This window comes from Hyphobacterium sp. SN044, from assembly GCF_021864465.1.
Taxonomy (GTDB): domain Bacteria; phylum Pseudomonadota; class Alphaproteobacteria; order Caulobacterales; family Maricaulaceae; genus Hyphobacterium.
Window position 1 is genome coordinate 1 of sequence record NZ_JAKKUV010000017.1, and the last position, 18,835, is coordinate 18,835.

Below are 18,835 nucleotides of genomic sequence, written 5' to 3' on the forward strand. Positions count from 1 at the left end.
GACCTCGCGCGCGGGCTTCTGGCCGGAGACGCCGAGGACGCGCTGAAGGACCGATTGCTTGAAGGCCGGAACCGGGATGCGGCGTCGGGCCGGACGCTGTCGAAAGGGCCGCACCGCACCGATCTGGCCGCCCGGCACCGGGGCAAGGACCGCCCGGCGGGCGAATGCTCGACCGGCGAGCAGAAGGCGCTCGTCGTGCGCCTCGCCCTATCTCATGCGGCCGTGCTGGAGCGCGCGGTGGGGGCGGTGCCGCTCCTCCTCCTCGACGAGGCCTGCGCCCATCTCGATGCCGAACGCCGGGCCGGTCTGGCCGAGGCGATTGCCGATCTCGGCGCGCAGGCCTTCCTGACCGGGGTGGAGCGCGGCTTGTTCGAAGGCTTCGGCGGCGAGACGCGCTTCTTCGCGGTCGAGGCGGCCAAGATCCATCCCGGCTAGGCGGTTTCGGCGGCCAGCCGGTCCTTTTCCTCGAAGGCGTCGATCAGCCGGAAAACGCCCGCAGCCGTCAGATCCACGGCGGCGTGGATGATCATCAGCGGCCAGATCGAGCCGCAGATGAGGTAAAGGCCGGTGAAGAGGACCGACAGGCCGAAGACACGGATGAGGCCTTGCGGTCCCTGGTAGAGATGCCCGAGCGTGAAGGCGGCGACGGCGACGACGGCTGCGACCCAGGCGGGCATGACCAGCGCGAGCGCGCCGATCAGGAAGCCGCGGAAGATGATCTCCTCGGTGATCCCCGCCGTGATCGACAGAAGGACGAAACGGTCATGCTCGGCCGGGCGGCGGGGCTGGATCAGGTCGATCCCGCCCATGTCCGCAACCTGCTTGCGCACCGAGGTCCGCGCGTCCCGCGACCGCGCGGTCTGAACGATGGTGTAGCCCATGTAGAGGATGGATCCGGCGGCGAGACCCCAGGCGATCCCGCCGCGCCAGCCGCTTGCGGGCCAGCCGAAGCCGAGTTCCGTCCAGGTCCGGCCCGACGCCAGCCAGAGGCCAACCGACAGCGCTGCGATCGTCCAGAGCACGACGAGCGTCTCGTTATAGAGGCGGAGGCGGGCGCCCGGCACGCCGGATTCGATGCGCGCCTTCCATTGCTTTTCGCGGATGAAGCCAAGGATGAGCTGAAGCGCGATGGCGGCGAGGGGGACGAGGAGGAGGGCGTCCTGTTGGGTGAAAGTCTGCATGACGGGCTTCCTTGTTCAGGCTGGCGTGACGAGCTATAATGTGAATGTGAATTCGCGTTCACATTTATGGAAGACGAGATGGTGAGTCAAGGCATGAAACCGGCGGCCCAGTCGCGCGCGAAGGAAACGCGTGACAAGCTGGTCGCGGCACTCGAGCGTCTCCTGAAGCAGAAGGCATTCACGGACATCTCCGTCGCGGAAATTGCGGGAGAAGCGGGCGTGGCGGTCGGCACGGTCTATCGCCGCTTCGAGAACAAGGACGCCTTCATCCCGGTCGTGTTCGACCTCTATCGCGCACGGGTCGAGGCGTTTGCCGCTTCACGGGACGGCCGGTTCGAACCGGATCTTTCCGCCGGACTGCGCATCGCACTGCGCGAGATCACGCGCCGGGCCTGGCGGTTTCTCGGCGAGGACGGGCATCTGGTGCGCGCCGCGCATCTGCATGCCCGCCTGCACCCCGACCTCGTGGGCGGTGAATGGGAGGCGATGATCGAGACCGGCGTCGCCTCCTACGGCCTGCTGATCGACGCCTTTGAGACGGAGGTGAAGCGCGGCGACCGCGACGCGGCGGCGCGCTTTGTCTTCTACACGCTGAACACGCTGCTCGCGGAATACGGCCTTTACCCCGAAGACGGTCCGGGGGCCGGTCTTGGCGGGATGAGCGGGCCGGACTTTACGGACTCGGTCGCCGACGCCATCTACGGCTATCTCGTGACGCCGGACGCCTGAGCCCTCCATGACCCTTGCCTCCTACGCCTCCTTCGCCGGCTTTCTCTTCGTGCTCTTCTTCACGCCGGGGCCGGGCAATGTCGCCATGGTGGCGCGCACGCTCGATGCCGGACCGGTGCATGGTTTCGTCTATGGCGGCGGGATCATCACCGGCGACATCTTCTGGATCACGGTCGCGATCACCGGGCTGACGGCGCTGCAGTCGCAGCTGGGGCCGTCGGTGTGGATGGTGAAGCTGGTCGGGGCGGGCGTGCTGCTGTGGTTTGCCTGGAAGGCCTTCCAGTCCTTCCGCCATCCCGAAACGCCGGAGAAGATTAGAGGCACGAGCACGAAGCTCGGTTATCTGGCAACCTATGCGGCGGGCGTGGCGATGCCGCTGACCAATCCCAAGCCGATCGTCTTCTACCTGTCGATCCTGCCGGCCTTCTTCGACCTCTCCCGGGTCGATCTGACCGCCTATCTGATCATGGTGGCGATCATGCTCGCCATGTATGCGCTGACCGCCACGGTGCATGTCGGCCTCGCGGACCGGGCGCGCGGCTGGCTGAAGGCGCGGGGGTTCAAGCGCTGGGCCGATGCGGTGACCGGCCTCGTCATGGTCGCCGTCGCGGTGGTTCTGGTGGTGCGGTAGGTCGACGGGAGCGGGGTGGGGTGGGCTTTTCTGCAAGACACCCCCACCCCGGTCGGCTGGCTGACGCTCAGCCTCCCGGCCCTTTTCCCCTCGAAACGCTCCACTGGAGCGTTTCGCCCTACGGGACGGGTCAAAGCCTCAAGGGGGAGGGCGGGTGCATCATTTGCACCCGAATCAAGGCGGGAAACCGGGTGATTTTTACGCCTGTGTGACACCCCGCTGAGGCGAGTCCGGGAACCACCCCGCAAGCTATTGACTTCAAACAGGTTTCAGCGGCGTGAAACTGCATGCCGAACATGGCGCTTGCGGGCCGATTCGGCTACACTCCCGACCCATGAACGATACTCCGAATCCCGAGAATTCGCAGGACTATGGCGCCGGTTCGATCAAGGTCCTCAAAGGCCTCGACGCGGTGCGCAAACGCCCCGGCATGTATATCGGCGACACCGATGACGGTTCGGGCCTGCACCACATGGTCTACGAAGTGGTCGACAACGCGATCGACGAGGCGCTGGCGGGCCATGCCGACAAGGTGACGGTCACGCTGCATGCCGACGGTTCGGCGAGCGTGTCGGACAATGGCCGCGGCATTCCCGTCGATCTGCACGAGGAAGAGGGTGTCTCGGCGGCGCAGGTCATCATGACCCAGCTGCACGCCGGGGGTAAGTTCGACCAGAATTCCTACAAGGTGTCGGGCGGTCTGCACGGCGTCGGCGTCTCGGTCGTGAACGCGCTGTCGGAGTGGCTGGATCTCGTCATCTGGCGCAATGGCAAAGAGCACAGGATGCGCTTCCGCATGGGCGATGCGGAGGATGGCAAGGACCTTGAAGTCACCGGCGAGGCCGGAACGGACGAGAAAGGCCGGCCCAATCGCGGCACGCTGGTGCGCTTCATGCCGTCGGAGACGATCTTCTCCGACATCGAGTTCAAGCGCGACACGCTGATCCACCGCCTGCGCGAGCTGGCCTTCCTCAATTCGGGGGTCCGCATCGTCTTCCGCGACGAGCGCACGCCGGAGGTGTTCGAGGAAGTGCTGCAATATGAGGGCGGGGTCGCCGCCTTCGTGCAGCACCTCGACCGCAACAAGACGCCGCTGTTTACCCCGCCCGTCCTCGTCACGGGCGAGCGCGAAGGCGTCTCCGTCGAGGCGGCGCTGGAATGGAATGACAGCTATCACGAGGCGGTTCTCTGCTTCACCAACAACATCCCGCAGCGCGATGGCGGCACGCACCTTGCCGGTTTCCGCGGTGCGCTGACCCGCGTGATCAACAATTACGCGGCGACGTCGGGCCTGGCCGCGAAGTCGAAAGTGGCGATCACCGGCGACGACGCGCGCGAGGGGCTGACCTGCGTCCTCTCGGTGAAGGTGCCGGACCCGAAATTCTCCTCCCAGACCAAGGACAAGCTGGTCTCGTCCGAAGTCCGTCCGGCGGTCGAGGGCACGGTCTATGAGAAACTCGCCGAGTGGTTCGAGGAGCATCCGAACGAAGCCAAGGCCATCGTTGGCAAGATCGTCGAGGCCGCGGCCGCCCGCGAGGCGGCGCGCAAGGCGCGCGAGCTGACCCGGCGCAAGTCCGCGCTCGACATAACCTCGCTGCCCGGCAAGCTGGCCGACTGCCAGGAAAAGGACCCGGCGAAGTCCGAGCTGTTCATCGTCGAGGGCGATTCCGCCGGCGGCTCCGCGAAACAGGGCCGCAACCGGGAGAACCAGGCCGTTCTGCCGCTGCGCGGCAAGATCCTGAATGTCGAGCGCGCGCGCTTCGACAAGATGCTGTCATCGGACCAGGTCGGCACGCTGATCACCGCGCTGGGCACGGGGATCGGGCGCGACCAGATCGACTATGACAAGCTGCGCTATCACAAGGTCATCATCATGACCGACGCCGATGTCGACGGCGCGCACATCCGGACCCTGCTCCTGACCTTCTTCTACCGGCAGATGCCGGAGCTGATCGAGCGCGGGCACCTCTATATCGCCCAGCCGCCGCTCTACAAGGTCGAGCGCGGCCGGTCGGAACGCTACATGAAGGACCAGGCGGAGATGGATCTCTCGCTGCTCGAAGAGGGCAGCGCGGAGGCAACGCTGACGCTCGCCGACGGCAGCGTCGTCGCCGGGCCGGACCTGCTGGAGCGGGTGAAGACGGCGCGTCTCGTGAAGCTGGCGGTGGAGCGTCTTATGGCGCGCGCGCCGGGCTTCGCGATCGAGGCCGCGGCGATGGCCGGGGCACTGCCGCCGGATGGCGACACGAATGTCGAAAAGGCCGCCGACCTTCTCAACCTCACCGCCGACGAGGGCGAGGACAACTGGACCGGCCGCGTCTCGGACGAGGGCGGGCTGGTCTTCCAGCGCGAAGTACGCGGCGTGACCGAGAAGGTCGTGCTCGACGAGGCGCTGCGCGTCTCGCCGGATGCCAAGCGCCTGACCGAACGGGCCTCGGACCTCGCCAGCGATTATCAGGGCGCGGCGGTGTTCAACGGCAAGATGGGCGAAAAGCGCGTCTTCACGCCGACGGGCCTTGTCGATGCGGTGCTTGCTGCGGGTGCCAAGGGCATGAAGATCCAGCGCTACAAGGGTCTCGGCGAAATGAATCCCGGCCAGCTCTGGGAAACCACGCTTGACCCCGATGCGCGCTCGCTGCTGCGGGTGAAGGTCGAGGAGCTGGACGGGGCGGACGAGCTGTTCTCGCGCCTGATGGGCGATCTCGTCGAACCGCGCCGCGACTTCATCGTCGCCAATGCGCTCGACGCGGAGATTGATGCGTAGTCGTGTCTTTCCCTTCTCCCCTTTTTGAAGGGGAGAAGGTGCCCGAAGGGCGGATGCGGGGTTCTGCTCCGAAATAGAAGTCGGTGTTCACCCCCTCACCCCTGACCCCTCTCCCCCAAATGGGGGCGAGGGGAATGAAACCTTCACCCCACCCCGCTCCTGTCTTGCTGGCGCAAGCCACTCGCGTCCCTCCCCCTCAAGGGGAGGGAAGAAACTCCACCGCGTGACATCTCGGGATCCCCACCTTCGCGGGGATAGTGGCATCCCCGAGGGGATGCCTTACAAAAGTCTCACGCCCCGGTCAGTTCACACACTCGCCTGAAACGGGTATAGGCCCGGCTCCGCCTCTCCCCGAGCGAAGGACCGATCCATGCCGAAACTCTTCAAGCCGTCCGGGCGCGACGTCGCTGCGCCGCACATGTTCGCCACGCGCCGCATCGCGCTGGTCTTCGCCGGACTGGCCGTGCTCGTCATGCTGCCCTTCGGGGCGCTGGCGATGACGCAGGAGGCTGACGACGGCCTGTTCGACCGGCCCTTCCTGCTGGGAGGCGCGCCGGACGACCTTCACGACGAGATCGAGTCCGCGGACCGGCATATCCTTGTCGTGCGCCATGCGCGCAAGGAGGCCGAGGACTGCAACGCGATCGAATGTCCGCTGGGCGAGCCGGGACAGGCCATGGTTGCGACGCTGGCCGAGCTGATCGGCGACGAACCGGTCGATGCCGCCTATGCGAGCGCGGCCTGCCGCACGGCCGCCACCGCCGAAGCGGGCGGCGCCTGGGTGATGATGCACCGGGCGGGCGACGATTATCCGCTCGCCTGCGGCGGCGGTACGGTCGACCGGACGCGCGGCGAAGCGATCAACGATGCGCGCGAAAGCCTCAATCGCTGGACGCTGGTCGCCGAGCACTCGAACACGGTCTGCCTGTGGGTGGCGAGCTTCGCCGGCCGGGATGTGGCGACCGAGGCGGGCTGCAGCGAAGAGGGTTCGGTGGGTTCCGAGGCCTATGGCGACATCTACTGGCTCTATCGCGTCGGCGGGCAGTGGCACGCCGTGACCCTGCCGGGCGTGTTCGACGCGGAGTAGGCGTTTCGTTCCTTCGCCTTTCTTGAATTCCCGGACGCGCGAAGCGCGATCCGGGACCTCGAACCGGCAGGGCGCAAAGGCGCCGGGAGAATTGCGGATCATATCCGGCTCCGCCTCTCTTCCCCACCCGGCCGGGGTCCCCGCTTTCGCGGGGAATTCAATTATTCATCAGGTCGACAACACTGACGCTCCCCGGTTTCGCGTAGCGAAGACCGGGGTCCAACTGGATCCCGGACCGGCTTCGCCGTCCGGGAAACGTCAATTGAGATGGTGATGGGGTCCCCATGAAAATGGGGACCTGAAGTATGCACAAGGTTTCGGATTCCCAAGGCCTGTCCCCGCGAATGCGGGGATCGCGGGAATCCCAGAGAGCGGAACGTTCACCCCACCCCGCTCCCGTTCTTCTTCGAAGACCGCTCGCGACCCTCCCCTTCAAGGGGAGGGAAATGCTTCACCCCAGCGGGTATTCCGCCTCGATGCGGTAGAGGTTCGGCTGGTTCGGGCGCGTGTGGCTGGAATAGAGATAAAAGCGGTCGACGGTGAAGGCGGGCGTGGAAAAGAGCGCGCAGCGGCGCTCGAAGGCCAGTACCCGGTCGAGCTCGGCGTGTTTCAGGTAGGCGAGTGTGACATGGGGCGTGTAGCGGCGCTTCTCCGCCTCCAGCCCGGCGCGGCGCGCCGCCCGGTCGCAGGCCCGCGCCAGCAGCATCAGCGAGGGGTGGGATTCGACGCCGATCCAGATGGCATGCGGGTCGGCCTTGCCGAAACTGCCCGCGCCCTTCAACGCCAACGAAAAGGGTTTGACGCGGGCGCAGGCGAGTTCTGCGTCGAGGTCCCCGGCCGTGGACTCGTCCATGTCGCCGAAGAATTTCAGCGTGATGTGGAAATTCTCGCGCGGCGACCATTTCGCGCCCTTCACCCCCTTCTGCAGATGCACGAGGCGCTCCGCGATCTCGTCGGGGACGGGCAGGGCAGCAAACAGGCGCAATGTCATGGCGGGGCGAATATCCCTCGTCGGGCGGAAAGGGCCAGTGAAGGCAGGCTATAGGGCGATTTCGTGACGGTTGCTGTTGACGGGGCCGGACCGGCAAGGGGGGATTCACCCCCTCGTCCGTCTCCCCTTGTCACATCGCCCCGTGGCAACGATATTGAGCCCGGAACCGGACTGCGCGCCATCCCGCGCGCGGCCGGAGTGGTTACTGAAAGCGAGACTGAGAAATGAACGAATTTTCCCGTGGCTATGCCGGCTCGCAGACGATGGACATGTCCGTCGATGCCGGGCTGCGCAGCTTCATGCTCGGTGTCTACAACAAGCTGGGCCTGGGCCTGGTCGTTTCCGGCCTCCTGGCCGTCGCGACCTCACAGGTTCCGGCGATCCGCGACATGCTGTTCACCGTCCAGATGACGCCGCAAGGCGCGTCGATCGGCCTGACCGGGCTTGGCCTGATCGTGCAGTTCGCGCCTCTCGTGCTGCTGTTCGGCTCGATGTTCCTGATGAAGAACCCGTCGGCGCGCGGCGCGGGCCTGCTCTACTGGGCGGTCGTGTCCTCGATCGGCGCGTCGCTCGGCCTCGTCCTGTTGATCTATACCGGCGAGAGCGTGGCCACGACCTTCTTCGTGACCGCGGCGGCCTTCGGCGGCCTGTCGCTGTTCGGCTACACGACCAAGAAGGACCTGTCGGCGATCGGCAGCTTCCTGATCATGGGCGTGATCGGCCTGCTCATCGCGATGGTCGTGAACATGTTCCTGCAGAGCCCGGCGCTGATGTATGCGATCTCGGCGGCCGGCGTGCTGATCTTCTCGGGCCTGATCGCCTGGGACACGCAGCGCCTGAAGGCGACCTATTACGCGCTCGGCGGCGACCAGCGCGGCATGGCGGTCGCGACCAATTTCGGGGCGCTGTCGCTCTACATCAACTTCATCAACCTGTTCCAGTTCCTGCTGATGTTCCTCGGCCAGCGCGAATAGCGCAGGCCGGACGCGAAACTCCCCCTCGCCCTTCGAGGCCCCTTCGGGGCACCTCAGGATGAGGGGGGGACAAGATAAAAGCCCCCGCTCTGGCGGGGGCTTTTTTCATTCCACCAACCGGAAGCGGCGGCGGTCGAAGAAGCTGAGGAGGCTGGCGATTTCGCGGCCGCGCTTCAGGATCGCCCCGCCCGGGGCGAGGATCTGCCACGCGCCCTGGCGGCGCGCATCGCCGGGCGTCTTCACGATACGGTAGAGCGGGTGTTCGCTGGTGCGGCGGTAGACGGAAAACACCGCCTGTTCCTTCATCGCGTCGATGGCGTAGTCCCGCCATTCGCCCGCGGCGACCATGCGGCCATAGACGCGCAGGATGGCGTCGAGCTCTCGCCGGTCGAACATCACCTTGCCCGACTGTCTGAGGTTCGCGGGACCTCCCGTCACGCGCGACTCCTTTCCGCCATCATTCGCCTTTCAGGTGTGGCGCGATTGCGCCGCCCGAATCCTTAATTACGGACATTTCATCACATGCCCCATTCCGGTCAAATTTCGGTCGCCGGAGCGCCGCATCGCCCGGCGACCGTCCTCGTCGTCGGCCGGGCGGCCAATGGGACGGATCCAGGTTTCAGACAGCCCCCCCAGCCCCCCGGATTCGCGCCTTCGTCCGGCCGGCACCCTCCATTTACCGCTCCGTCAGGACCTACTCCTACCGTGTCTGGCCAAGCCGTGCGCAGCAAGGTAACGCTTGTCTGCCGCGCCGCGCCGAGGAAGGGCTGACGTCAGAACATGCTCGCCGTCGAACAGCTGAAGAAGCGTTTCGGGACCCGCAAGGCGGTGGACGGAGTCAGCTTCACCGTCGCCCCGGGGGAGGTTCTGGGCTTTCTCGGTCCCAATGGTGCGGGCAAATCGACCACGATGCGGATCATCGCCGGGCGGCTGGAGCCTGATGGCGGGCGCGTCCGCGTCGGCGGCAATGACACGGTTGCGAACCGCCGCGCGGCACAGGCGCTGACCGGTTATCTGCCCGAGGGCGCGCCGGCCTATCCGGCGATGACGCCCTTCTCCTTCGTCGAATTCTGCCTCGCCGCGCGCGGCTGGCACGGCGCTGCGCTCAAAGCCGCGCGCGATCTCGCGCTCGACCGGGTGCATGTCGGCGATCACCGGCACGACCGGATCGCGACGCTGTCGAAGGGTTACAAGCGGCGCACGGCGCTGGCGGCGGCGATCGCGCATGACCCGCCCGTCCTCATTCTCGACGAGCCGACGGACGGGCTCGACCCGAACCAGAAGGACGAGGTGCGGTCGCTGATCCGGGCGATGAGCGCGGACAAGGCGATCGTGATCTCGACGCATATTCTCGAAGAGGTCCCGGCGGTATGCAGCCGGGCGATCATCATCGACACGGGGCAGATCCTGGCCGACGCAACGCCGGAGGAGATCGCCGCGAAGACCGGGTCGGGCCGGCTTGACGATGCCTTCCGCAGCCTGACGACGGGCCGGAAGACGCGCGGCACGGAGGACGCGGCATGAGCGGAGAGGGCCGTTTCGTTCCTTCCGGCTGGCCGGGCCTGAAAGCCGTGATCCGGCGCGAGCTCGGCGCGTATTTCACGACACCGCTGGCCTGGGTCTTCCTTGCCGCCTTCGCCTTCGCTGCCCCGGCATTCGCCTTCAATGTCGGGCGCTTCTTCGACACCAACCGGGCCGATCTCGCGCCGCTCTTCGCCTATCTGCCCTGGCTGCTCATGATCCTGATGCCGGCGCTGGCGATGCGCGCCTGGGCGGAGGAGCGCGAGCTCGGCACGATCGAGACCTTGCTCTCCCTGCCGATGCCGCTCTGGGCCGCCGCACTCGGGAAATTCCTCGCCGCCTGGGCGGTGGCGGGTCTGGCGCTCGTCCTGACCTTCCCGATGTGGATCGCGGTCAACTGGCTCGGCGCGCCGGACAATGCCGCCATCGCCGTCGCCTATGTCGGCGCGCTACTGCTGGCCGGGGCGCATCTGGCGATCGGCCAGGCGCTGTCGGCGGTAACGCCGAACCAGGTCGTCGCCTTCGTCCTTGGCGTGCTGGTCGCCTTCCTGCTGACGATGGCGGGCCTGCCCTTCGTGACCGGCGCGCTGTCGTCCTCGGTTCCGGCCTGGCTCGTCGAGGCCGTCGCGCATATGAGCGCGCTTGATCGCTATGCGGCGTTCGAGAATGGCGTCGCGCGCCTGCCGGACCTCGTCTATTTCCTCAGCCTGATCGCGGGCGGGGTGACGGCGGCGGGCCTGATCGCCGGATCGACGCGGGAGGGCGGACGATGAGCCGCAAGCTGCATCTCGCCCTGATGCTGATCGGTCTCGTGATCACGGTGATCGCGGTCAACATGATCGCCGCGAACTGGCTGTCGCGGGTGCGGATCGATGCGACGGAAGCCGGGCTCTACCGCCTTTCCGACGGAACGCTCGAAACCCTCGACGAGATCGGCGAACCGGTGCGCTGGACCTTCTATTATTCGCGCCGCGCCGCGGCGGATTATCCCGCCATCCGGGCCTATGGCGCGCGGGTGCGCGAGCTGTTGCAAAGCTATGAGGCGGCCGCGAACGGGCGGATCCGGCTTGTCGAGATCGATCCGGAAGCCTTCTCCGAGGACGAGGATGCAGCGATCGAGGCGGGGCTGACCCCGGCGCCGATCGGCGAGGGCCAGCGGCTCTTCTTCGGTCTCGTCGCGGAAGACAGTGTCGACCGCCGTCTGGCGATCGCCTATTTCGCGCCGGAACGCGAGGCGCTGCTCGAATACGAGCTGACCGCGATGCTCGGAAACCTTGTCCGGACCGAGACGCCGGTTCTGGCGATTCTCTCCGGCCTGCCGCTCGCGCCTGACGCCCCGGCGCGGATGACCAGCCGGATCGTGCAGCAGCTGGAAGCCAGTTACACGATCGAATGGGTGGACCGCAGCTTCGTGGAGCTGCCCGAGGCCGACGCGATGCTGATCGTGCATCCTCCGCGCCTGTCCGACGCCCAGCTCTACGCGATCGACCAGTTCGCCATGCAGGGCGGACGGATCGTCGCGGCGCTCGACCCGATGGCACATGTCGCGCTCCGGCCCGGCGCCGACGGCCTGCCGCCGGTCAATGCCCGCCGCGCGAGCGATCTGGGCCCGCTGACGCAGACCTGGGGGGCGGTCTTCGACCCGGACACGACTGTGATGGACCGGGAGCTGGCGCTGCCGGTGCAGGTCAATGAGGGCGGGCGGGTGCGGGTGCGCTCCTATCCCTTGTGGTTCGCGCCGGGGCCGGAGCAATTCTCGGAAACCGATGTGGCGATGGCGGGCTTTTCCCGCGGCATCAATCTGGGTTCGCCCGGCGCACTGATGCTGGAAGAGCGTGCCGGGGTGCGCGCCGACGCGCTGGTCACGACCAGCGATGATGCGGCGGCCTATCCGGCAGAAGAGGCGGCCTCCAATCCCGGGCCGGATGCTCTGGCCGAGGCGTGGCCGGAGGAGAGCCGACGCTTCGTCCTCGCAGCGCGGATTTCCGGCGTCCTGCCGTCGGCCTTTCCCAACGGCCCGCCGCAGGGCGCGGAACGGATCTTCGACGTGGCCGCGCATCTGCCACAGGCCAATGGCCCGACCGATGCCGTGGTTATCGCCGATGCCGACTGGATCGATGACAGCTTCTTCCTGACCCGCGATCCGCAATTCGGCGAAAGCGTCGTCGCCGACAACATGTCCTTCGCGCTCAACCTCGTCGACATGGCGCTGGGCAATCGCTCGCTCGTCGGGCTTCGCGCCTCGCCGTCCTCGGCGCGGCCGATGACGCGGGTCGACGAGCTGCGCGAACGCGCCGAAGCCCGCTATGTCGAGGAACAGGCGGCCCTGCAGGCCGGGATCGACGAGGCGCAGGAGCGGCTCGCCGCACTGGAAGACCCCTCCGCGACTGCGGAAACCGCCGATCTGGCTCCGGAAGAGCGGCTCGACGAGGTGAACCGGCTGCGCGACAATATCGCGTCGGCCGAGCAGCGCCTGCGCGAGGTGGAGCGTGATTTCCGCCGCGATATCGACGCGCTCGACAACAGTTTGCGCTTCTGGACGCTGTGGCTGCCGCCGCTGCTGATCCTGCTCCTGGGGCTGGGTCTGACCGGCTGGCGGCGCTGGAGAGCGCGGCCATGACGTTGACGCCGGAACAGACGCGGCTGCGCGAGGTCATCCTGACGGGATGCGCCGCGCTGGTCCTGTTCGCGATGGGGCTCGCCGGTTTCCTGCTGGCCGGGGGCGAGGACGATACGCCCACCCGGTCGGGTCCGGTTCTCCCGCGTCTCGCCGACGATCCGGGCGCGGTCTACACGATCGAGATCACGACCAAGGAAGACCGCTTCGTCCTGCAGGAGGACGGCGAGGGCTGGGCCCTGCTCGGCCGGGGCGGCTATGCGGCCGATGCCGGTCTTGCCGCGCGGCTGATCGCGCGCCTGTCCGCGCTCGACTATGCCGGGCCGCGGACCGCCGACCCCGCGCGGCACAGCCTGTTGGGCCTCGAAGCGCCGGAATCGGGCGGCGAAGCGATCGAGATCGTGCTTCGCGACTTCGACAGCAATGTGATCGGCGAAGTTCTGATCGGCGCCCGGCGCGGCGAACGCGGGACCTATCTGCGCCTGCCGGGCGAGGACCAGGCCTGGGCGGCGGACGGGGTTCTTCCGGCCATTGCGACGCCGCAGGACTGGATGAATCTCGACTTCCTGGCGCTGGGTGCCGAATCCATCGCGCGGGCCTATGTCGTTCCGGTCGAAGGGCCGCCCTATTTCCTCGAGCGCCCGGGTCTCAGCCAGCGCAATTTCGCGCTGCGCGCCCCGTCCGGCTGGCAGCTGATCACGCCGGGGGCCGGCAATGGCACGGGCACGGTGCTGGGCCGGCTGCGGTTCCGCGACGTGCGCCCGGCCCGGTTCGAGGAGCGGCCGATCGCGCGCTACGAAGCGGAGACCTTCTCGGGGCTTCGGCTGGAGATTGCGGTGCATGATACGGGCGGGGCGCGCTGGGCGGTGATCCGTGCCATCGCGCTGACCGATGACGCGATGGGCGATGCGCTGGCGCTGAACAATCACGCCGACCAGCTCGCCTTCCGGCTCAGCGAGCTGACCGAAGAGCGGATGATCCGACCGCTGTCGGAGATCGCCGAACGCGTCACCCGGTCCGAAGATGCGCCTTAACCAGATCACATTGCCGGTGCGCGACATCGCGCGCTCGAAGGCCTTCTATCTGACGCTCGGTTTTCGCCTGCTGGTCGACAGTGCGCACTATTGCCGTTTTCTGGCGCCGGAGGGCGATACGACGTTCTCGATCCATGCCGAGGACCGGGTGATCGGAACTGGTCCGGTCCTCTATCTCGAAAGCGCGGACATGGACGCCGATTTCGCGCGGCTGAAAGCGGCGGGTGTGGCGTTCGACAGCGCGCCGACGGATAAAAGCTGGTTGTGGCGGGAGGCGTCCTTCCGAGACCCGGACGGGCATTACTGGAAGCTCTATTTCGCGGGCGGGAACCGCGTGAACCCGCCCTGGCGGGTGAACGGGTAACCTCAATTCCTCGCTCTTCGAACGGATGACAGGCGGCTCAGCCCTCCCCCTTGAGGGGAGGGCCGGGAGGCTGAGCGTCAGCCAGCCGACCGGGGTGGGTGTATCTTGTTTGCACGCTCACCCCACCCCGCTCCCGTCTTGCTCACGCAAGCCGCTCGCGTCCCTCCCCTTCAAGGGGAGGGAGTAGGGCTCAGTCTACCCCGAGAGCGTCCCGATCGAACTCGCCGACGCCGTAGACCGGGCCGCCTTGCGCGCCCTGGACGATGATCACGCCGGACGTGCCTTCGGGCAGGGCGGCGCCGTATTCGGCCTGACCGCCGGCCCAGTGGCCAAGCGGGATCAGGGCGCGGACGGGATTGTAGAGCTGCATGTCGAGACCTGCGTTTTCGCCCGCCTCGATCTCGACCGTGTGCCAGCCGGGTTCGAACACGGCGAGCCAGATTTCCGAAGCCGAGGGCGGAGCGCCGGAGACCTCGATCGTGTGATTGCCATTGCCGGTGGCGAGGGTTTCGACATGAACCCCGGCCATCATCGCCATGCGCCGGCGCTGCAGCGCGGAGAGGATGGCGTCTGTCTCACGGCCTTCTGCCTCGGCCGCGCCGTCTATCACGAATTGCGGCGTGTAGACACGCGGCACGTCGAGGCTGGTCTTGTAGAGGCGCTGGCGCTCGGTAAAGGCGGGCTGGGCATAGGTGTCGCGCCAGCCATAGATGTCCCAGTAATCGACCGCGAAGCCGAGGGCGATCACGTCCTCGCGTTCGTCAAGCTCACCGAGATAGAGATTGGCCGCCGGGCAGAGCGGGCAGCCCTGGCTGGTGAAAAGCTCGACCAGGATCGGGCGCGCCTGTTCGGGCGGGTCCGGCACATGGGCCGGTCCCGCGGCGGCTGTGGCCAGCCAGATCAGGGCCGAAATCCAGGACGTCATGACAGCCAGTTAGGCGCTCCCCAAGCGGCTGGCCAATCAATTGAGCGTGACCGGCCGCGAGGGGAGTGTGCCCTGAATGACTAGTGCGCGACAAGATTCCTGAGGACGTAATGCAGGATGCCGCCGGCGCGGTAGTATTCCAGCTCGTTCTCGGTATCGATCCGCACCCGGGCTTCGGCGGTCTTCGTGGAGCCGTCGGCATAGGTGATGGTGACGGTCAGACGCTCGCGCGGCTGCATCGTCTCGATGCCGTCGACACTGACCAGTTCGTCACCGGTGATGCCGAGGCTTTCGCGCGTCGCGCCGCCCTCGAACTGCAGGGGCAGGACGCCCATGCCGATCAGGTTGGAGCGGTGGATGCGCTCGAAGCTTTCCGCGATCACGGCGCGGACGCCCAGAAGCACGGTGCCCTTCGCTGCCCAGTCGCGCGACGAGCCGGTGCCGTATTCCTTGCCGGCGACGACGACGAGCGGCGTGCCTTCGGTCTGGTAGGCCATGGCCGCGTCATAGATGGCCATCTGCTCGCCGGACGGGAATTTCTTGGTGTAGCCGCCTTCGACGCCGTCCAGCATCTGGTTCTTGATGCGGATGTTGGCGAAGGTGCCGCGCATCATCACTTCGTGATTGCCGCGGCGCGAGCCATAGGAGTTGAAGTCGCGCGGAGCGACCTGATGGTCCTGCAGGTAACGGCCGGCCGGGCTGTCGGTCTTGATCGAACCGGCCGGGGAGATGTGGTCGGTGGTGATCGAGTCCGCGAACAGGCCGAGGATGCGGGCCTTGGCGATATCGCCCGGGGCGACCGGGTTCATCGTCATGCCTTCGAAATAGGGCGGGTTCTGAACATAGGTGGAGGTGGAATCCCACGCATAGGTGAGACCGCCCTCGACCTCGATCTTCGCCCACATCTCGTCGCCCTCGAACACGTTGGCGTAGCGCGAGGAGAACATCTCCGGCGTCACGGCCTGGCGCACGACTTCGGCGACTTCGGCACTGGTCGGCCAGATGTCGGCGAGATAGACGGGCTCGTTCTCGTCGTCATATCCGATCGGGTCGTTGTAGAGGTCGACATTCATCGAACCGGCGATGGCATAGGCGACGACGAGCGGCGGCGAGGCGAGGTAGTTCGCGCGCACGTCCGGGTTCACGCGGCCTTCGAAATTGCGGTTGCCCGACAGGACCGAGCAGGCCACGAGATCACCCGACTGGACGGCCCTGGAGATCTTCTCCGGCAGCGGACCGGAATTGCCGATACAGGTCGTGCAGCCATAGCCGACGAGGTTGAAGCCGAGCGCGTCGAGATCGTCCTGCAGGCCCGCCTTCAGGAGATAATCGGTGACGACCTGCGAGCCCGGGGCGAGCGAGGTCTTGACCCAGGGCTTCACCTTCAGGCCGCGCTTGACCGCGTTGCGGGCGACGAGACCGGCGCCCAGCATGACGGACGGGTTCGACGTGTTGGTGCACGAGGTGATCGCGGCGATCACGACATCGCCATGGCCGATCGAATAGTCGGTGCCTTCGACCTGAACCCGCTTGTGGGCCTCGGCCATCTTCTTGAACTCGCTGTCGAGCTGCATGGCGAAGGCGTCGGACGCGGTGGACAACGGCACGCGGTCCTGCGGACGCTTCGGGCCGGCGAGCGAGGGCTCGACGGTCGACATGTCGAGTTCCAGCGTGTCGGTGAAGATGGGGTCGGCCTCGTAATCCGGGCGGTACATGCCCTGGGCCTTGGAATAGGCCTCGACCAGCTTCACGCGGCTGGCGTCACGGCCGGTGGCCTTGAGGTATTCCAGCGTTTCGCCATCGACCGGGAAGAAGCCGCAGGTCGCGCCGTATTCCGGGGCCATGTTGGCGATCGTCGCCTCGTCGGCCAGCGAGAGGTGGTCGAGGCCGTCGCCGAAGAATTCGACGAACTTGCCGACCACGCCGCGCTTCCTGAGCATCTGGGTGACGGTCAGGACAAGATCGGTCGCGGTCGCGCCTTCGGGGAGCTTGCCGGTCAGCTTGAAGCCGATGACTTCCGGGATGAGCATGGAGACGGGCTGGCCGAGCATCGCCGCTTCCGCCTCGATGCCGCCGACGCCCCAGCCGAGGACCGAGAGGCCGTTGACCATGGTGGTGTGGCTGTCGGTGCCGACCAGCGTGTCCGGGTAGGCGATCGTCTCGCCGTCCTCTTCCTTGGTCCAGACGGTCTGGGCGAGGTATTCGAGATTGACCTGGTGGCAGATGCCGGTGCCGGGGGGGACGACGCGGAAATTGCGGAACGCCTTGGCGCCCCATTTGAGGAATTTGTAGCGCTCCAGATTGCGCTCGTATTCCCGCTCCACATTGTCCTTGAAGGCATTGGCGCTGCCGAATACGTCGACCATCAGCGAGTGGTCGATGACGAGATCGACCGGCACCAGCGGGTTGATCATGTTCGGGTCGCCGCCGAGCTTCTTGGCCGCATCGCGCATCGCCGCGAGGTCGACCACGGCGGGTACGCCGGTGAAATCCTGCATCAGCACGCGCGCCGGGCGGTAGGCGATCTCGTGGCTCGACGTCTTCTCGGTCAGCCAGGTGACCATCGCCTCGATATCGGCCTTCACGACGGTCTTGCCGTCTTCATGGCGAAGCAAATTCTCCAGAAGGACTTTCAGCGAAGCGGGCAGGCGCGAAATGCCCTTGAGCCCGTTCTGCTCGGCGACCTTGAGGTCGAAATAGACATACGACTTGCCGTCGACATCGAGGGTGCGGCGGCATTTGAAGCTGTCGAGAGAGGCCATCTGGAGCGGTTTCCTTCCCTTTGGAACGTGTCGTCGCACCGCTTGCCGCAGTGCGGAATCGAGCGCGTTTTAGACCCCAAGCGCGTTGCGGGCAATGCATGGAGGTGCCGGGCGCGGCAATCGGTTCGCTTGACCGGCCCCCGCCAAGCGGCGAAACCGGAGCCAATGGACGCAAGCGGGCAATATTCCACCGATATCCGGGCCGAGGCGCTGACGCTTTCGCGTGGCGGGCGAATTGTGGCCGACGGGCTGTCGCTGGTCGCCAGCCCGGGCGAGGCGGTGCTGCTGACCGGGCGCAACGGGGCAGGCAAGACGACGCTGTTGCGCGCGCTGTCGGGTCTTCTCCGCCCCGATGCGGGGACGGTCAACTTCTCCGGCGCACCGGCGCGGCAGGCCGGCCCGATGGTCACGGCCTGGCTCGGTCATGCCGACGGGCTGAAACCCGGCGAGACGGTGCGCGAGGCGGTGGACTTCGCCGCGCGACTTTATGGCCGCGATGCCGCGGCTGCAGACAGCGCACTTGAATCGCTTGCGATCGACTTGCTCGACGAGCGCCCGTGCGGACGCCTGTCACGCGGGCAGAGCCGCCGTGTCGCGCTGGCGCGGGTGCTGCTTTCGGGCCGCCCGGTCTGGCTGCTCGACGAACCGGCGGGGCCGCTCGATGTGAGCGGTCGGGATCTGCTGGCGCAATCGGTCGCGTCGCACCGGGCGCGGGGCGGGGTGGTGATCGCCGCGACCCACCAGACGCTCGACTGGCCCGGTGCGCAGGTGATGGAGATCGGCGCATGAGCGCGGTTGCCGCCCTGTTCGCCCGCGAGTTGCGGTTGGCCTTTGCCGGCGGTGGTGGACCGGCGGGACCGGCGGCCTTCTTCTTGGCGGCGCTGACGCTGGCGCCGCTGGCGATCGGACCGGGCGGGCAAGTGCTGGCCGCGGCAGGGCCGGGCGTGATCGCCTTCGCGGCCCTGCTCGCCGTGCTGCAGGGCGCCGAACGGCTCTATGGCGACGACCTCTCGGACGGCACGCTCGACGTTTATCTCCTGTCCGGGCTCGACCCCTCGGTGATCGCGGCGGTGAAGACGCTGGCCGCGGGCCTGGCGACGCTGTGGCCGCTGCCGCTGATCGGCGTTCTGGGCGGGATTGCCTATGGACTGCCGCCCGTGGCGGCGCTCTTCCTCGGCGGATCGCTCGCCTGCGCGCTGCCGGGGCTTGCCTTCATCGCGGGTCTCGCCGGGGCGCTGGCTGCCGGGGTGAAGCG

General features: G+C 67.0%; 18 protein-coding genes. 13 read left to right on the forward strand and 5 right to left on the reverse strand.

What is annotated here, in order from left to right; genetic code table 11:
- Positions 1 to 435: SbcC/MukB-like Walker B domain-containing protein (locus L5876_RS14370; protein WP_272906996.1), on the forward strand; the 435-nt coding region annotated here is incomplete at its 5' end.
- Here L5876_RS14370 and L5876_RS14375 read toward each other — a convergent pair.
- Positions 432 to 1,181, reverse strand: a complete 750-nt coding sequence (locus tag L5876_RS14375) for a CPBP family intramembrane glutamic endopeptidase (RefSeq protein ID WP_236957050.1) — start codon at positions 1,179 to 1,181, stop codon at positions 432 to 434. The genes L5876_RS14370 and L5876_RS14375 overlap by 4 nt on opposite strands.
- Positions 1,182 to 1,274: 93 nt before the next feature.
- On the opposite strand from L5876_RS14375, the gene L5876_RS14380 reads away from it, so the two are divergent.
- The 4 genes from L5876_RS14380 to L5876_RS14395 all read left to right on the forward strand — a co-directional run bounded on the left by L5876_RS14380 (position 1,275) and on the right by L5876_RS14395 (position 6,392).
- A complete protein-coding gene (locus L5876_RS14380) occupies positions 1,275 to 1,910 on the forward strand; it encodes a TetR/AcrR family transcriptional regulator (RefSeq protein WP_236957051.1) in 636 nt (211 codons plus the stop codon).
- A gap of 7 nt (positions 1,911 to 1,917) precedes the next feature.
- A complete protein-coding gene (locus tag L5876_RS14385) occupies positions 1,918 to 2,541 on the forward strand; it encodes a LysE family translocator (protein ID WP_236957052.1) in 624 nt (207 codons plus the stop codon).
- A 334-nt stretch (positions 2,542 to 2,875) separates the two neighbouring features.
- Positions 2,876 to 5,305 carry a DNA topoisomerase (ATP-hydrolyzing) subunit B gene (gene gyrB / locus L5876_RS14390; RefSeq protein WP_236957053.1) on the forward strand — a complete coding sequence of 810 codons (2,430 nt, stop codon included), beginning with the start codon at positions 2,876 to 2,878 and terminating at the stop codon, positions 5,303 to 5,305.
- Between the two features lie 370 nt (positions 5,306 to 5,675).
- Positions 5,676 to 6,392 carry a histidine phosphatase family protein gene (locus tag L5876_RS14395; protein WP_236957054.1) on the forward strand — a complete coding sequence of 239 codons (717 nt, stop codon included), beginning with the start codon at positions 5,676 to 5,678 and terminating at the stop codon, positions 6,390 to 6,392.
- 451 nt (positions 6,393 to 6,843) lie between these two features.
- Here the strand turns inward: L5876_RS14395 and thpR are convergent, their stop codons facing one another.
- On the reverse strand, positions 6,844 to 7,383 hold the full coding sequence (gene thpR, locus L5876_RS14400) for an RNA 2',3'-cyclic phosphodiesterase (RefSeq protein WP_236957055.1): 540 nt from the start codon (positions 7,381 to 7,383) through the stop codon (positions 6,844 to 6,846).
- Between the two features lie 224 nt (positions 7,384 to 7,607).
- Between thpR and L5876_RS14405 the strand changes: the two genes are divergently transcribed.
- Complete coding sequence (locus L5876_RS14405; protein ID WP_236957056.1) at positions 7,608 to 8,357, forward strand: Bax inhibitor-1/YccA family protein; 750 nt, start codon at positions 7,608 to 7,610, stop codon at positions 8,355 to 8,357.
- Between the two features lie 105 nt (positions 8,358 to 8,462).
- Here L5876_RS14405 and L5876_RS14410 read toward each other — a convergent pair whose 3' ends face one another.
- Positions 8,463 to 8,795 (reverse strand): DUF2794 domain-containing protein, encoded by a 333-nt coding sequence (locus tag L5876_RS14410; RefSeq protein WP_236957057.1) that lies wholly within the window; start codon positions 8,793 to 8,795, stop codon positions 8,463 to 8,465.
- 342 nt (positions 8,796 to 9,137) lie between these two features.
- On the opposite strand from L5876_RS14410, the gene L5876_RS14415 reads away from it, so the two are divergent.
- From L5876_RS14415 to L5876_RS14435, 5 genes are read left to right on the forward strand one after another with little or no spacing between them, the layout of a single operon-like run.
- The gene (locus L5876_RS14415) at positions 9,138 to 9,881 is read left to right on the forward strand and encodes an ABC transporter ATP-binding protein (RefSeq protein WP_236957058.1); all 744 of its coding nucleotides are present in this window, start codon (positions 9,138 to 9,140) and stop codon (positions 9,879 to 9,881) included.
- The gene (locus L5876_RS14420) at positions 9,878 to 10,651 is read left to right on the forward strand and encodes an ABC transporter permease (RefSeq protein WP_236957059.1); all 774 of its coding nucleotides are present in this window, start codon (positions 9,878 to 9,880) and stop codon (positions 10,649 to 10,651) included. Before L5876_RS14415 ends, L5876_RS14420 begins: the two co-directional genes overlap by 4 nt.
- Positions 10,648 to 12,498: a Gldg family protein gene (locus L5876_RS14425; protein WP_236957060.1), complete on the forward strand. Its 1,851-nt coding sequence runs from the start codon at positions 10,648 to 10,650 to the stop codon at positions 12,496 to 12,498. Before L5876_RS14420 ends, L5876_RS14425 begins: the two co-directional genes overlap by 4 nt.
- The gene (locus tag L5876_RS14430; RefSeq protein WP_236957061.1) at positions 12,495 to 13,529 is read left to right on the forward strand and encodes a DUF4340 domain-containing protein; all 1,035 of its coding nucleotides are present in this window, start codon (positions 12,495 to 12,497) and stop codon (positions 13,527 to 13,529) included. The genes L5876_RS14425 and L5876_RS14430 overlap by 4 nt, the downstream gene beginning before the upstream one ends.
- Positions 13,519 to 13,893: a VOC family protein gene (locus L5876_RS14435; protein ID WP_236957062.1), complete on the forward strand. Its 375-nt coding sequence runs from the start codon at positions 13,519 to 13,521 to the stop codon at positions 13,891 to 13,893. The genes L5876_RS14430 and L5876_RS14435 overlap by 11 nt, the downstream gene beginning before the upstream one ends.
- Before the next feature lie 190 nt (positions 13,894 to 14,083).
- Here L5876_RS14435 and L5876_RS14440 read toward each other — a convergent pair whose 3' ends face one another.
- Positions 14,084 to 14,818, reverse strand: a complete 735-nt coding sequence (locus L5876_RS14440; RefSeq protein ID WP_236957063.1) for a thioredoxin family protein — start codon at positions 14,816 to 14,818, stop codon at positions 14,084 to 14,086.
- An 80-nt stretch (positions 14,819 to 14,898) separates the two neighbouring features.
- Positions 14,899 to 17,580 (reverse strand): aconitate hydratase AcnA, encoded by a 2,682-nt coding sequence (gene acnA / locus L5876_RS14445; RefSeq protein WP_236957064.1) that lies wholly within the window; start codon positions 17,578 to 17,580, stop codon positions 14,899 to 14,901.
- A gap of 165 nt (positions 17,581 to 17,745) precedes the next feature.
- Between acnA and ccmA the strand changes: the two genes are divergently transcribed.
- The gene (gene ccmA, locus L5876_RS14450) at positions 17,746 to 18,369 is read left to right on the forward strand and encodes a heme ABC exporter ATP-binding protein CcmA (protein ID WP_236957065.1); all 624 of its coding nucleotides are present in this window, start codon (positions 17,746 to 17,748) and stop codon (positions 18,367 to 18,369) included.
- The coding region (locus L5876_RS14455) for a heme exporter protein CcmB (RefSeq protein WP_236957071.1) at positions 18,366 to 18,835 on the forward strand (470 nt) is incomplete at its 3' end. The genes ccmA and L5876_RS14455, both read left to right, overlap by 4 nt.

What these genes read in the sequence shown, in the direction of transcription:
- L5876_RS14375 (WP_236957050.1), bottom strand. Translation starts at nt 1,181, where the DNA reads ATGCAGACTTTCACCCAACAGGACGCCCTCCTCCTCGTCCCCCTCGCC.
- L5876_RS14380 (WP_236957051.1), top strand. Translation starts at nt 1,275, where the DNA reads ATGAAACCGGCGGCCCAGTCGCGCGCGAAGGAAACGCGTGACAAGCTG.
- L5876_RS14385 (WP_236957052.1), top strand. Translation starts at nt 1,918, where the DNA reads ATGACCCTTGCCTCCTACGCCTCCTTCGCCGGCTTTCTCTTCGTGCTC.
- gyrB (WP_236957053.1), top strand. Translation starts at nt 2,876, where the DNA reads ATGAACGATACTCCGAATCCCGAGAATTCGCAGGACTATGGCGCCGGT.
- L5876_RS14395 (WP_236957054.1), top strand. Translation starts at nt 5,676, where the DNA reads ATGCCGAAACTCTTCAAGCCGTCCGGGCGCGACGTCGCTGCGCCGCAC.
- thpR (WP_236957055.1), bottom strand. Translation starts at nt 7,383, where the DNA reads ATGACATTGCGCCTGTTTGCTGCCCTGCCCGTCCCCGACGAGATCGCG.
- L5876_RS14405 (WP_236957056.1), top strand. Translation starts at nt 7,608, where the DNA reads ATGAACGAATTTTCCCGTGGCTATGCCGGCTCGCAGACGATGGACATG.
- L5876_RS14415 (WP_236957058.1), top strand. Translation starts at nt 9,138, where the DNA reads ATGCTCGCCGTCGAACAGCTGAAGAAGCGTTTCGGGACCCGCAAGGCG.
- L5876_RS14420 (WP_236957059.1), top strand. Translation starts at nt 9,878, where the DNA reads ATGAGCGGAGAGGGCCGTTTCGTTCCTTCCGGCTGGCCGGGCCTGAAA.
- L5876_RS14425 (WP_236957060.1), top strand. Translation starts at nt 10,648, where the DNA reads ATGAGCCGCAAGCTGCATCTCGCCCTGATGCTGATCGGTCTCGTGATC.
- L5876_RS14430 (WP_236957061.1), top strand. Translation starts at nt 12,495, where the DNA reads ATGACGTTGACGCCGGAACAGACGCGGCTGCGCGAGGTCATCCTGACG.
- L5876_RS14435 (WP_236957062.1), top strand. Translation starts at nt 13,519, where the DNA reads ATGCGCCTTAACCAGATCACATTGCCGGTGCGCGACATCGCGCGCTCG.
- L5876_RS14440 (WP_236957063.1), bottom strand. Translation starts at nt 14,818, where the DNA reads ATGACGTCCTGGATTTCGGCCCTGATCTGGCTGGCCACAGCCGCCGCG.
- acnA (WP_236957064.1), bottom strand. Translation starts at nt 17,580, where the DNA reads ATGGCCTCTCTCGACAGCTTCAAATGCCGCCGCACCCTCGATGTCGAC.
- ccmA (WP_236957065.1), top strand. Translation starts at nt 17,746, where the DNA reads ATGGACGCAAGCGGGCAATATTCCACCGATATCCGGGCCGAGGCGCTG.